10 protein-coding genes and 1 tRNA gene are annotated in these 12,426 nt (G+C 57.6%); 7 read left to right on the forward strand and 4 right to left on the reverse strand.

The window, feature by feature from the left end; genetic code table 11:
* Positions 1-302 precede the first annotated feature (302 nt).
* The 5 genes from KQI84_14355 (at position 303) to KQI84_14375 (ending at position 6,062) form a co-directional block, all read left to right on the forward strand.
* A complete protein-coding gene (locus KQI84_14355; GenBank protein MCB2156057.1) occupies positions 303-1,400 on the forward strand; it encodes a LacI family transcriptional regulator in 1,098 nt (365 codons plus the stop codon).
* Positions 1,401-1,495: 95 nt separating this feature from the next.
* Positions 1,496-3,832 (forward strand): hypothetical protein, encoded by a 2,337-nt coding sequence (locus tag KQI84_14360; protein MCB2156058.1) that lies wholly within the window; start codon positions 1,496-1,498, stop codon positions 3,830-3,832.
* Positions 3,833-3,915: 83 nt separating this feature from the next.
* Positions 3,916-3,991 (forward strand) — tRNA-Gly (locus KQI84_14365).
* A 140-nt stretch (positions 3,992-4,131) separates the two neighbouring features.
* Positions 4,132-4,863, forward strand: coding sequence for a hypothetical protein (locus tag KQI84_14370; GenBank protein ID MCB2156059.1), 732 nt, complete (start codon positions 4,132-4,134; stop codon positions 4,861-4,863).
* Positions 4,821-6,062 carry a tyrosine-type recombinase/integrase gene (locus tag KQI84_14375; GenBank protein ID MCB2156060.1) on the forward strand — a complete coding sequence of 414 codons (1,242 nt, stop codon included), beginning with the start codon at positions 4,821-4,823 and terminating at the stop codon, positions 6,060-6,062. Before KQI84_14370 ends, KQI84_14375 begins: the two co-directional genes overlap by 43 nt.
* A gap of 57 nt (positions 6,063-6,119) precedes the next feature.
* On the opposite strand, the gene KQI84_14380 is transcribed toward KQI84_14375, so the two are convergent.
* Together KQI84_14380 and KQI84_14385 are read right to left on the reverse strand one after the other, a co-directional pair.
* A complete protein-coding gene (locus tag KQI84_14380; protein ID MCB2156061.1) occupies positions 6,120-6,644 on the reverse strand; it encodes a helix-turn-helix domain-containing protein in 525 nt (174 codons plus the stop codon).
* Positions 6,645-6,910: 266 nt separating this feature from the next.
* Positions 6,911-7,432, reverse strand: coding sequence for a hypothetical protein (locus tag KQI84_14385; GenBank protein MCB2156062.1), 522 nt, complete (start codon positions 7,430-7,432; stop codon positions 6,911-6,913).
* Positions 7,433-8,021: 589 nt separating this feature from the next.
* Between KQI84_14385 and KQI84_14390 the strand changes: the two genes are divergently transcribed.
* Positions 8,022-8,390: a hypothetical protein gene (locus tag KQI84_14390; protein MCB2156063.1), complete on the forward strand. Its 369-nt coding sequence runs from the start codon at positions 8,022-8,024 to the stop codon at positions 8,388-8,390.
* Positions 8,391-8,982: 592 nt separating this feature from the next.
* Positions 8,983-10,701, forward strand: coding sequence for a hypothetical protein (locus KQI84_14395; protein MCB2156064.1), 1,719 nt, complete (start codon positions 8,983-8,985; stop codon positions 10,699-10,701).
* 233 nt (positions 10,702-10,934) lie between these two features.
* Here KQI84_14395 and KQI84_14400 read toward each other — a convergent pair whose 3' ends face one another.
* Both KQI84_14400 and KQI84_14405 read right to left on the reverse strand, forming a co-directional pair.
* Positions 10,935-11,324, reverse strand: a complete 390-nt coding sequence (locus KQI84_14400; protein MCB2156065.1) for a hypothetical protein — start codon at positions 11,322-11,324, stop codon at positions 10,935-10,937.
* Between the two features lie 501 nt (positions 11,325-11,825).
* Complete coding sequence (locus KQI84_14405; protein MCB2156066.1) at positions 11,826-12,278, reverse strand: hypothetical protein; 453 nt, start codon at positions 12,276-12,278, stop codon at positions 11,826-11,828.
* Positions 12,279-12,426: the final 148 nt, after the last annotated feature.

The following is a 12,426-nucleotide window of genomic DNA, read 5'->3' on the forward strand; positions in this document are numbered from 1 at the left end:
GGACGGTGCAAATAGAGCGGAGGTTATCGATACCTGTCTTGGCGTTACCTCTGGTCTATTTGATTCTCCTATTGGTTGTCAAGAGCCTTTGCAGTGCTTTCCTCTCCGCGAGGTTATCGATAACAGAACATTGCCCGATGCCTCAGGTCAACAGCTTTCCGTGGACTTTTTTTGACCGGTCCGATTTTGATCTCCCGGAATCGCGATTTTGGCTAGCCTGCAGCGACCCGTGTCTCTACACTCGTGCTCGAATGGGGCGTATCACCTCTCCCCACCCTCAAATTTCAGTGGATTGGCGAACCATGGCAAAGACCAAAGGCACGAAGTCTCGGGCGGGAAAGCGGACTTTGGGTCAGTCAAACAGCGTATCGGCCGACGAAGTCGCCCGCTTGGCGGGCGTTTCTGTGATGACGGTGAGTCGGGCATTGCGCGGAACCGCGGGGGTCTCTCCCAAGACGCGCGATCGCATCGTCCAGATCGCGACGGAAATCGGCTATCAGCCCAGCCAGGCGGCGCGCAGCCTTCGCACGGGGAAGATCGAGACGATCGGATTCCTGATCTGGAGTCACGATGCCCTGCGCGGAACGTACCATTCGGATTCTCTTGCCGGAATCGACCACGTCGTTAGCGACCAGGGGTACAATGTCTTGCTGACCGTTCCGCCGAAGCACGTCCGGACCGCCGATTACGCCAGACGTCTGGTTCATGAGCGACGCGTCGGCAGCCTTGTTCTGCAGGGCGCCCGCCTGTCACCGCAGGATCTGAAGGAGTTGGAGGCGGTCGAGGCGCCGAAAGTCTTCATCAACTACACCGGGAAGTTGTCGGCCAGGAAGCATCGGGCGAGCTGCATTGGATTCGATAATGCCGATGGCCTCGAGCAGGCTGTTCGCCACTTGGTGGCGCTGGGGCACGAACGCATCGCCTACATCGGCGGTACCCCCGGCGATCGCGATGCCATCGAGCGCGAGGCAGGCTACCGGTCCGCGATGAAAAAGCTGAAACTGCGTGTGAACGAGGACTGGGTCCGGCCGGGACACTTCTCACATGCCCTGGATGCCGGGCAGTCGCAAGGCGACTACTTGATCGCAGAGGGTGGCGCAGGACCGACGGCGATTGTGTGCGCATCGGACGAAATCGCATACGGCGTTCTTTCGAGTGCTCGGCGAGCGGGGCTGGAACTTCCGAGGCAGCTCTCCGTCGTTGGCTTCGACGACGACGTAGCAAGCGGATACGTGATTCCGCCGCTGACGACCTTGGCCCACAGCGGCTGGGAACTCGGGCAGCGGGCCGGCGAGGAGTTGATGCGTCAGATCACCGGCGACGATCCGCAGGAGGAAGTCGTCATCCTGAAGACGCGACTGGTCGTTCGAAGCTCAACCGCCGCGCCCGGCGCGCGCTGAAAGCGTTATCGATAAATCTCCATTGACGAATCGGCTCTCCCCATCGGAGGCTCGCTGAACGATCTCGGCGAGCAGCCTACGGGAGAGCTATCTCTATGGACACCCCACAAATTCAGTACGATTGCGACACCTCCTCCTACCGTTGCACCGAGAAGGAGTATCATGATCGCAGTCGTTCGTTTGGCAGCTTTATCGAAAACGGAAAAGCCTACCAAATCACGGACCGCGATACGCCTCGCCCCTGGCTGAACTACCTTTGCAACGAGAAGTTCGCCGCCTGCGTTTCCAACATCGGGTTGGGGTTCACGTGGCTGCACTCGTCGCTGCTGCGCGTGACGAAGTACGAGCACGAGATCGACTACTTGCCCCGTGAGTTCCAGGATGGCCGCGAGATTCTCCTCCGCGATGAGGAAAGCGGCCAGGAGTGGCAGGCCTTTCGAGACGCGGAGAACGTGGAGTGCATCCACAGGCCGGGAATGACCGAACTGCAGGCGACACACAATGGCGTGCGCGTTCACATGCAACTCTTCGTACCATCGGAGGATTGCGGAGAATGCTGGTGCCTCAGCATCGAGAACACCGGCAGCGCGACCCGTCGCCTGCGCCTTCGCCTCGAGCAGACATGGACGTTCGCGCGCTTTGGCATTCACACCGCAGAGGAGGGCATTCCGTACCTCTCGACCCCGGGCGAAGGCGTGCAGGCAGCATGTGAAGGAAGCGCCGTGACGGCGCGCGTCGACAATCCGGACTTGCCGCTTCCCCTATACGGAGTCTTCGTGTCCGCAGAGGACCTGCAGGCGGAGTGTATCGACCAGGTTGAGAAGCGCAAAGACGGGCGCACTTTCGTCTTCAACCTCTGCCGATTGGGCGGGCAATTGGAACTCGGTGGGGGAGAGGCGGCGACCTTTCACGTCTTTGCCGGCGCGGATTCGACCGAGGGGTTCATTGAAGGGATTCGATCGAAATACAGCGATCCTTCGACCTTCACATCGGAACGCGAGCGCGTACTGGAGGAGCGCAGGCTCTTAGAGGAGCGAATCGCCTGCACGCTGCCCGACAAGAATATCGAAGCCTTTCTGAACGTGTGGCTGAAGAATCAACTGTTCCTCACATTCCGCTTTGTCCGTAGTGGCTTCTTCGGATTCCGCGACACGCTGCAGGACACGTGGGGGTACTCCCTGCTCGATCCCGCGATGGCAAAGCGGTTTCTGCTGCGCACGTTGGCGCACGTCTGCGGGGATGGCGTTTGCCCGCGCAACTACTCGATCGTGGATGACCAGCACGACCTGCGCGCATTTATGGACTCCGGATCTTGGATCGCGATGGCACTCGTCGACTATATCAAAGAAACCGGCGATGTTGAAGTGCTCGACGAGAGAATTCCCTGGCTGGATTCTGACGATAAGACGCCCCTGATCGATCACGTCTGGGCAGCAATGGAACTGCTCTACAAGAATCGAGGTCGCTACGGCCTGTGCCTGACCGGAGACGGGGACTGGAACGATGCGCTGGAAGGCATCGGAAAAAGTGGGGACGCAGTCAGCGCGTGGCTGACCATGGCCGTGTTCCATGCACAGAACCTGATGGCGGAACTGTTCGACCACATCGGCGCCACGGAACGTGCCCAGGTCATGAAGACGCGATCCGCTGAACTGCGCGAGTGCCTCGAACACGCCTGGGACGGGCAATGGTACGTCTACGGATTCACCGGGTCTGGAGCTCCGATCGGCAGTCATAAGAACCGCGAGGGACGCATTCACCTGAACGCACAAACCTGGGCGATGTTCACTGGGCTGGCCAATGAAGAACGAATCGACAGCATGCGTGCTGCAATTCGCGAACAGCTCGAAACGCCTTATGGGCCAGCGCTCTTGGCGCCTCCTTACGTGGACGAAGCCGACGAAGTCGGGCGTATTGCCCGCCTCGAGCCAGGGACTTTCGAGAACGGCTCGATCTATCAACACGCCGTTGCGTTCGCGATCTATGCAGACTTCATTGCCGGCGATGGCGACGCGGGTGCGGATCTCTTTTCACGCTTGCTGCCGACAAACCCAGAGAACTTCGATGCGCGCCGCACCAGCGAACCGTACTGTACCGGCAACTACTACTGCGGCCCCTCGCACCCCCGCTGCGGCCAGAACTTCTTCACATGGTTCACCGGCAACGCCGCCTGGCTTCTGCGCGCGGGATTCGACCGAATGCTCGGACTGCAGGCCGACTTCGACGGTCTTCATGTCCGTCCCTGCGTGCCGCGGGATTGGGATCGATTCAGCGCCCGGCGCACCTTTCGCGGACAGGTCTATGAACTTCGCTACGAACGGACCGACGATACCCCGAGCCTCGAACTCGACGGTCGCCGCCTGCCGAACATGACGCTCCCCGCGCCCGATCGCATCACCGCCAAGGTCCGCCAGGTCCTCGTGAAGTACTGATCCCAAGCCGCGCTGGCCCCCTGCCGGCAAGGTGGAAACCCTTGACATCCGCCCCCCCGCGAGCCGATTCCAATCCCAGTCGAGCGGGAATAGCTCAGTTGGTAGAGCATCAGCTTCCCAAGCTGAGGGTCGCGGGTTCGAATCCCGTTTCCCGCTCCATTGATTTTCCTCAACTTACAGCTCATTTGGGGCACCTCGGAAGGCCTGAAACCAAGGCCTCTACTGACAGATACTGACATATTCTGACGATCTTGGGGTGTCAGGGTACGCCGGTCTCCGGTCAAAGCGCGTGTCCCGTCATGATTCCCGCCAGCCAGGGCGTAAGCCCGGAACACAGGTCTGATCACTCTCTTCGAGTAGAACCCCTCTTCTGGTCGGCGATCACTGATGTCGCCAGAGGATGCCCTTCCGCGAAGAAGGGCATCGTCCGAGGCACCATTGGGCTCCCCTTCTCCTGGGTGCAGGTCTTCATCGATGGTGATCTCCTCAATGAAGAGAATGCCCTCACGGTCTTCTCCCTGGGTGTGACCTCGGTAGTAGAAGACCTCTTACATGAAGAGATCTTCTTCCCGACCTTCTGCTGGATGATCATCTGTGCCGAAGAGAAGAAGGCGGGCTGGGAGGGCTGGAACACGCCCTTTCCCGAAGAATCCCCTTCAATTGCAGGGGTCTTCCAGGACCTTCATGGTGCGCCGCCTTCTGTGAAGGAGGACTTCCTTCGAGGAAGGGCTCCGGGGATCTGCGCCCGAGTGGAAGACCACTTTTGCGAAAAGCTCTTCTTCAACCGCATGCGGGTGAAGGTCTTCTTCCAGAAGGTCTCGAAGACCACCCCCAATGAAGGGGATGTCTTCATCCCGAAGATCATCATCACGAAGAAGAGGAGACGTGACTCTTCGGTAGAAGACCTCTTCCGCGGCTGGCCCAAGGATCGAGCAGAGAGTCAGATACACTGTTATTGTGGAGGCATCTCAAACAAGGAGAAGCCTCCATGGCAAAGACCTACCACCCCAAGTACTACGCCGAGCCCGTAAAGGGTACCGGCCACACCTACATCAACCCGAAGACCGGCGAGAAGAAGACGTGCAAGGGCGTCGCATGGTATCTGGACTTCAAGAATGCCGAAGGAAAACGCGAGCGGAAGAAGGTGCATGAAGGGCTCTGCACCTGCCCGCCCCGCCACAAGGGAGCTTGCCCGCATGAGCGTCTTGCCCAGGAAGCCCTTGCCGCTGTGCTGAATGCCTCTGGCTCGATCGAGGATACCCTGGCCGAAGCCGCGAAGGACCTGTCGATCGCGAACTTTGCCAATCGTCACCTTCACAAGGTCGAGTTGGGGAACAAGCACTGTGGGCGCAACAAGCAGAACGTCCGTCTCTCCATCGACACATTTGTGGAATTCTGCGACCGGTATGGCCTTGAATACCTCGACGAAATCAAGCGTGCGCACATCGAAGACTTCCGCGACGAGTTGGCTGCTCGTCGGAAGGCCAACGGCGACCCTTACAAGAGTCGCACGACGAACCGTTACCTTTGTGATGTGCGGGCGATGCTTTACAAGGCGCTGGATCAGGAACTGATCGACAAGAATCCCGCAGCATCGAAGGGTAGGAATGATGATCTGTTCCTTCCGGAGGACGACTCGAAGCCCATGACCATCTTCACTAAGGAAGAACTCCAGATTCTCCTGTCACTGGATGAAGAAGCTCTGAAGAAGCACTTCACCAAGAACTACCGGGTCGTTCGGGAAATGATTATCGTCTTCTATCGCACCGGCCTTCGCCTGGGAGAGCTGACGAACCTCACCTTTCATCAGGTCCGGTACAACCGCATCTACATCGAGCCGCATGACGGCTGGAAGCCGAAGTGGGGCATTCGGCGTCAGGTGCCCATGGATGAGACGGTTGCGGAATTGATCCGCGTTCGTAGGGAAGAGTTTCCCAGCGCGAAGTACGTTTTTGAAACTTCCTCGGGCACCAAGTTCGAGGAGAAGAATGTCAGGGATGACTTCAAGAAGCTCTTCGACTCCTTGGGAATTGTCGGCGATACAGGGGAAGGCGTCAGCACGCACTGCTTCCGCCACACGTATGCGACGACCTGCCTGAACGATGACGTGCCCATCACCACTGTCTCCCTTTGGCTTGGGCATCGTAATATTCAGATGACGATGAGGTACTTCCACAGGATCAAGGCTCTGACGGATTCCCAGATCAAGAAGGTGAAGTTCGTCGGATAAGCAGCAACTGAACTGCAAACCATCAACTCGGAGGCCTCTAGGATTCCCAGGGGGCCTTTACTTGTTTCGGAGGAAGCCGTTCTGGGCAAAGCGAAACTTGGACTTTGGCTGCACTTCTGAGGAAGTGGCCTGGCGGGCTTCCAGGTCTTCAACCCACTCACGTAGAAATCGCAGCGCTCTCTTTTTCTTACCCATTCCCTGATTGAGGTCGATCGCCTGTAGCTTCCCTGCCTCTACCATCTTTGTCACTTCTTTTGGCGATGATTTCAAGATTTCAGCGACTTGGGAGCGAGTGAGATAAGCGCTCTTCTCATCTGAAGTGGTTCTGTGCGCTCTTTGCTCCCCGCAGGAAGCCTCATCATAGAGACCTTGGACCAGATTGTCCACCTGCCGACCAGAGAAGAGGCCATCGATGGAAGTGGTCTTTGGGATGATCAATCGCAGAAGAGTGGCGGGAAGAAGCTCCTCCAACTCGTCCCTCGTGTAGAGCTTGTGCGGGTCGATTCTGGGACCGGAGGCGATCATGGTCAGGTACCTGGTGATTGAAGGTGCGATGGCCTTGGCGGCCACCACGTCCATCATCGCAGGCCCTAAACAGTTCTGACCGATGTTCGCTCTTCTTCAACCGGGCCCCGTGACCTTCATGAACAGCGCCTACAGTCAAGGGCCCACTCCTGCATCATCTCGGTGAACCAAGGGGCAGCCACACCTGTGGTACCGTGATGAAGGGAATGAAGGCGCACATGTGCAGCAGATACGCGCCTCTACTCGACAGCCCGCAAGAAAAGGAAGAAGGCCGAGACAGTGCCCCGGCCTTCCAATGGATGAACTGCTGTTCCAGCCGGATTCTACTGATCACGGAGGGCCTTGATAAGGTCGACGACCCTCACCCCATCTCCAAGCAGGCTGCTCATCGTTTCCTCAACCCGCTCCTCATCATCGTCTACCTCGTTGGCAAGGGCGCGAAAGAGAGCCTCCAGGAACCCTGACCAGTCGACGGGAACCTCCGGGCTACTCATGGTGGGCTCTTCACCAGGGGCCGCCAAGAAGTGATAGTTCCAGCCCGAAATGTAGGCCTCGCTGTCAGTTACGAAGATCTCGGCGTGGTGCCAGATGCAATGGAAGTCCTTCTTGATGACTCGCCCCATGGGAATAGGGGGACACGTATCCCAGTTGAGGTCGTAGACGAGGAGTTCTTCCCAATGGATGGGGTTGGAGTCGTCCCAGTTGTGCCACAGGTAGCGGGGTTCGCCACCCCAGTTGGTCCACTCCCGCGGATATTCGATGTCGATTACTGGGTACTGGCGCATCCCCTCGGTGATTTCCTCGGGATCAATGTTCCAGTTCGTGCTCTTGGATTCACTGTTCATTTCAGTGCTCCTAATTGAGATGTGGTCACCGAGGCAGCTCTGCCCGATGACTCTGAGGCCGTGTCTTGACCTCGATCCCACCATCTCACGCTCTTCACCTTCCTGCTCGATTGGGCACGGATAGCTATACAATGAAGACGCATATATGCAGCAGATCTGCATCACTAAAACAGCGTTTTCGCAGTCTACCCATCCCCAGATCGATCAGACGTGAAGTAGGCGAGGAGCTATAACAACGCGACCAATGGCACCCGGAGTAGGGAGAAGAAGAGAGTCAGGTTCATGGAACAGCTTCGAGGCAACGACGACTCTTGAACCGTCCCCTTACCTCTTGGCTGGCAGCGCTTACGACCCCGGAGAGATAGTCGGAAGTGCAAGACCATGAAGACGGAGATGAGCAGCAAATCTGCTTCTCCATCTTCCTGCTTCCGTGGGCTACTATTCCGGATTCAAAGTCCGCCTGGTCCGAAGAGCGACCAACAACCCCGACCAGGGAATCGATGAAGGGGGCCCTGAAACGAGATTCCTTATCTGCCCTACAGTGGAGCGAGGGTGCGCCCTCGCATTTCACGAGAAGGAGAATCCGACCATGGATTTTCAGACCCTGAAGCAAGACTACGACGAACAGCAGGAAGAGTTTCGCGATCTGGTTGTGGACGCGACCAACCTCCTCTTGGCAAAGGCCTTGGATCGCATCTCCGAGGAAGGTGAGGAGCGTCTCGAAGATCTCCTCGACCAGATGCGCACAATTGAGAAAGAGCAGGTCCGCATCCTCCCGGTGCTTATCAAGGAAAAGAAGCGCGAGTTGGATACCATCCAGAAGAACTTCGACGACGGGACTGAGGACTGGCTTGAAACCATGCTCAGCAGCATGGGAGTTGAGGAAGACCTCAACGAAATGCTGTGCCGTTTTGCCGAACTCAGGGCGGGTCAGGAAGTGACTCCCCCGCACCTGTAACAACGCTGAATCCCCCCCCCACTTGCAACGGATCGCCAGGCCCTTCGGGTCTGGCGATTCGCTTGATTAGAGTATTCGCTACGTTGATGCCACAAGGAGAACACTGAGATTCCAACACGCCCCGACGCCTGTAGTTCGAGGCTCAACATCCGGCATGCACGAGTACGAACGAATCTGCTCTCGACGTGAACAAGGAAACGTTGATTTCGACGTGCCGCGCTCGAAAAGGGAAAACTGTCAGGATCGCGAAATCATGCTCCCAACGTTACACGAGATGAAGCGCGAAGAGGTTCGACAATACGAAGCTTGCATGGGGAAGCACTTCTGGAATCGAGCCGGTCCCGTCAGGAACTCCATCCCGCAACACACAGATAGAGGGAGGGCAGCGCATCGACTCACCAAGAGATGCCCTACCCTGATATGAAGAGTGCCAGCGGGCCTTCGTCGCCCTTGGTCGGTCCCGGCGAGGGCCCGCTGGTGATCTCAGACAGGACTGACCAACATGACTACTGCATACAGCCTCCCGTATTGGTACCAACCAAAGGCCGCTCGCGACTACCTTCTTGAGATCTGCCATGGCGATGTCCGAACCATGCGTGGTCTCGCGCAAATCCTCTACGGTACATTCTGTCTCGATACGCACGAGAAAATCGCTCATGGCCTCCACATCGGAGTGGCGATCCCCTACACCGTCTGGCGTTCGATCGGCATCAGCCCTTACGATCTCGATGCCATCGGCCTGCTCCGCCCTGGATGGGAGCATTATGTTCAGGGAAACCTTGAGGCCGATGTCCAGGGGCAATGCCGCCGGTTCAAACTGGACAACACCTTCCTCATCAACTACTTGAGGCTCTGCTTGGAACACATGGACGAGAACTCGTGCGTCAACGTCATCGATGGCGAGAGCTACAAGACCAGGCGCTTTGAACGCTCACCGAAGGTAAAGAGGAGAAGTGGGCGGCCCATGCGCACCGGCAGAGCCAAGGTCAACTGGGCCGCGGGCTTGGCGAGAGCCTATGATCTTCTGCGCATTGCTGAAGCCCTGACCTCTCCCAGACACCGCGCACGCGCCATACAGGCGATCAGGTGTCTTCAGGGTATCCGGAGTCAGCCCAGCTTCCGGTTTAGCAGAAACGAACCGGGGATGGCCTCGTACATTCCAGTATACCATCGGGTGGAATGCGGTGGGCGCTGGTATGAGAAGGACAGTGGATTTCAGGGCCTCCCGGAGTGCATCAAGGCCGCTCTCTTGATCGGTACGGACCAGATCAACTCCGACCTCAAGAGCTGCCACATTGCAGCGGCAGTGGCTCTCGCGGGCGAGATCAACGCTCATGCCGGGTACCAAGAGCACTACCACCTCATGGTCAAAGGCCTTCAGGCCACAGACGCCGAAAAGGAGAGGGGCCTGTTCGGGGTACGTGATCTCCTGAAATTGAAGTCGGCCTACGACCGCATTGCTCAGGCCGCTGAGTTGCCGCGCAAGGTCGTGAAACGGTGCATTCTCGCCACGCTCTATGGTGCGAACACCGGGCCTGGACTCTGGCGCAGCAAAGACGGCAAGCGCAGTTCCGGAGCCATCATGGCAACACTCCTCGATCACCATCAGGACAACTACTGGGCCGCCCGGAAGAGCTACCACAGGCTCATGCCGCTCATGATTCACATCGTCGAGTTTGCCGGGACTCTGGAGGACACCATCAGCACAGTCATGGACGAACCTGCTTGGTGGCGCAGGAGCAGAGGCAAGCTCCGCCAAATGGTACAGGTGGGGTACGGATCACTGATCAACGCAGTCGGGAGCAGGATCGAGATCACCCTTCCTTCTACATCCAAGGAGGAAGATCGCAGGGCCATGTCACGTCGAGCCCTGTCACATATCCTGACAGGCATCGAACAGCACGCCATCGGTCATCTTCTTGACGTCCTCAAGGGCGAGGGCGTCACCGTCCTGCATCTGGAGCATGATGGCCTGGTGACCGACAGGGTCATCCCTCAAGTCTGCATCAAGTACATGATCAACAAGAGCCTCATGCCCGACTACATGCACCTGGAAGCGAAGCCCTTCGACCTTGAAACAGAGGACGATGTGGAGAACCTCGCAAAGCAAATCCGCCCGAGAGGGCAGTCAACATCACGAGGCACCAGGCCCCAAGGAGTCCAGGGCCCCAGGACCCCCGCCCCACTACGCTGTGGAGAAAATGATGACTCTTCAGTATTGTCTGCTGATTTTACTGGTCTTACAACAAAAGGGCGAGCGTCGCGAAATGGCAAATTGCTCTATGGAGAGAGAGGAAACCAGGCCCGATGAGATCGCTGAGAAGGGGGTGCAGCCCTTCCAAAGCACCTCGCCGGGATCGGTGCGGGTTGTCCATGCGACAAAGTCATGGTGCGGACGAAGCCAAGAAGACGACAACGCCGAGTTCCAAGATCCTTCGATGGGTCGGCCTCAGGGGCTACGAGCCTCACTTTGCGGAGATGATCATCTGCTCCTACCCAAGGGAGGCAGCGGTGACCGGAGTGGTCCATGTCATTCATGTTCCCTCAAGGAAGGGCAATCTTGATCCTGAATTCGGCATCCAAGTCTGCCACAACATACTCAAGAAAAGGGCTGACCTCGACCAACTCCGCTGACAGCGGACTCGGATCGGCCAGACATTGGCGAATCATCATGCGCTCAAGGTAGCCGCGAAAAAGATCGGCTACTTCATGAGGAAGAACCAATTCGAGGAAAGTCCTGGGGTCCGCACCCTCCGTCTCCTCGTTACAAAAGACCCAGCCGCCGCTGCTGCCCACCCCGAAATGGTACCAGCCCGCTGTCTTCCGGCCCTGGGAGTCTCGCTCCCGCAACGCCACAGGAACTTCCCTTCCCTCTTTGAGCAGCCGCTTGCGTTCATCAACCGCCGCTTCGCCTTCGAGTATGATGCCGACCATGCCTGTGGACTCCTTCAATGTTGTTTCACTAATCTACTCCATTGGTGCATGAAGTGAAGCACGAACGCACCCCCCGTCACTTTGAAGTGATCGAGATGTTCCTCGCCGATTCTCGCTAGGCTGGGGAGCAAGGCTTGTCGTGTAGCCGCCGAGATCAATGTCACCGGGGGTAAAGCATGACAACAACCGATGATCCGGGTGACACAAGGTGACCGCTAAGAGTAGAATCTGATTCTTCTGCTCCCGTTGGTCGGAAGACCGTTCCGAGCCCCCGATCTGATGCTGTCTGACAACCGCAATACTGACAATGACGAGCAAATGGGTGTCCATGACCGTCCACGAGAAGCGGTGGCTCCTTGAGAGTGAAAGGCGGGGATTGAGAGAGGGGACCGACACCCCCGAAGGCGTGCCGGTTCCCTCGGTCAGCATGTGGAGACTTCTGTGGATTTCATCGACCTCGATGAAATCCACAGAGGCGCGGACAACCAGCCTCTTGCTGGCCTACTTTCCACCTGCGTTGAGGGCTTCCCTGATGTGGGACCTGCCTTCGGCGGCCAACTCTGCAACCGTGCCAGGGCGACGCTTTTCCGTCCGCTGAACGTGTTCGTAGTAGTTGAGATACTCCCACCGGTAAGCGCCCTGCATGTAGCTCTCCGCCCACTGAAGATGCTCGTCCATCTCGATGAGTTCCATGGGATCGTTGTCGATGTTCCGGACCTCAACCTCGCCCCAGCACTTACGCTTGCTCACCGCGTGAAGGGCCATCGCCATGTCTTCGGTCGTGTCGTAGAACATGTTGTACCAGGCCTCTCCAATTTCCGAGGGACGGTAGTAGATGCGCACGTAACGAGGCAAACGCTGAGTCTCGCCAGCCTGTTGATCTCGAGGAGAGGGCTCGTTGATGGCGATGGCGGTGTTGATGATCTTGGGGTTGTTGCTTGCAGCACTCTTCATGGTGTCTGCTCCCTTGTGTGGAATTTCGGGGTACGAGATTGACCGAAGACGGTATTCTCGACCTCCAATCCCACAATAGCATGGCCTCCTGATCCTCTGACCGATCTTTGATTCACAAGGAATGATCAGAGTGGGCATGGTCTTCATT

It is taken from the genome of bacterium, assembly GCA_020444065.1.
In the GTDB taxonomy this organism is placed as follows: domain Bacteria; phylum Sumerlaeota; class Sumerlaeia; order SLMS01; family JAHLLQ01; genus JAHLLQ01.

What these genes read in the sequence shown, in the direction of transcription:
- KQI84_14355 (MCB2156057.1), top strand. Translation starts at nt 303, where the DNA reads ATGGCAAAGACCAAAGGCACGAAGTCTCGGGCGGGAAAGCGGACTTTG.
- KQI84_14360 (MCB2156058.1), top strand. Translation starts at nt 1,496, where the DNA reads ATGGACACCCCACAAATTCAGTACGATTGCGACACCTCCTCCTACCGT.
- KQI84_14370 (MCB2156059.1), top strand. Translation starts at nt 4,132, where the DNA reads ATGATTCCCGCCAGCCAGGGCGTAAGCCCGGAACACAGGTCTGATCAC.
- KQI84_14375 (MCB2156060.1), top strand. Translation starts at nt 4,821, where the DNA reads ATGGCAAAGACCTACCACCCCAAGTACTACGCCGAGCCCGTAAAGGGT.
- KQI84_14380 (MCB2156061.1), bottom strand. Translation starts at nt 6,644, where the DNA reads ATGATGGACGTGGTGGCCGCCAAGGCCATCGCACCTTCAATCACCAGG.
- KQI84_14385 (MCB2156062.1), bottom strand. Translation starts at nt 7,432, where the DNA reads ATGAACAGTGAATCCAAGAGCACGAACTGGAACATTGATCCCGAGGAA.
- KQI84_14390 (MCB2156063.1), top strand. Translation starts at nt 8,022, where the DNA reads ATGGATTTTCAGACCCTGAAGCAAGACTACGACGAACAGCAGGAAGAG.
- KQI84_14395 (MCB2156064.1), top strand. Translation starts at nt 8,983, where the DNA reads ATGCGTGGTCTCGCGCAAATCCTCTACGGTACATTCTGTCTCGATACG.
- KQI84_14400 (MCB2156065.1), bottom strand. Translation starts at nt 11,324, where the DNA reads ATGGTCGGCATCATACTCGAAGGCGAAGCGGCGGTTGATGAACGCAAG.
- KQI84_14405 (MCB2156066.1), bottom strand. Translation starts at nt 12,278, where the DNA reads ATGAAGAGTGCTGCAAGCAACAACCCCAAGATCATCAACACCGCCATC.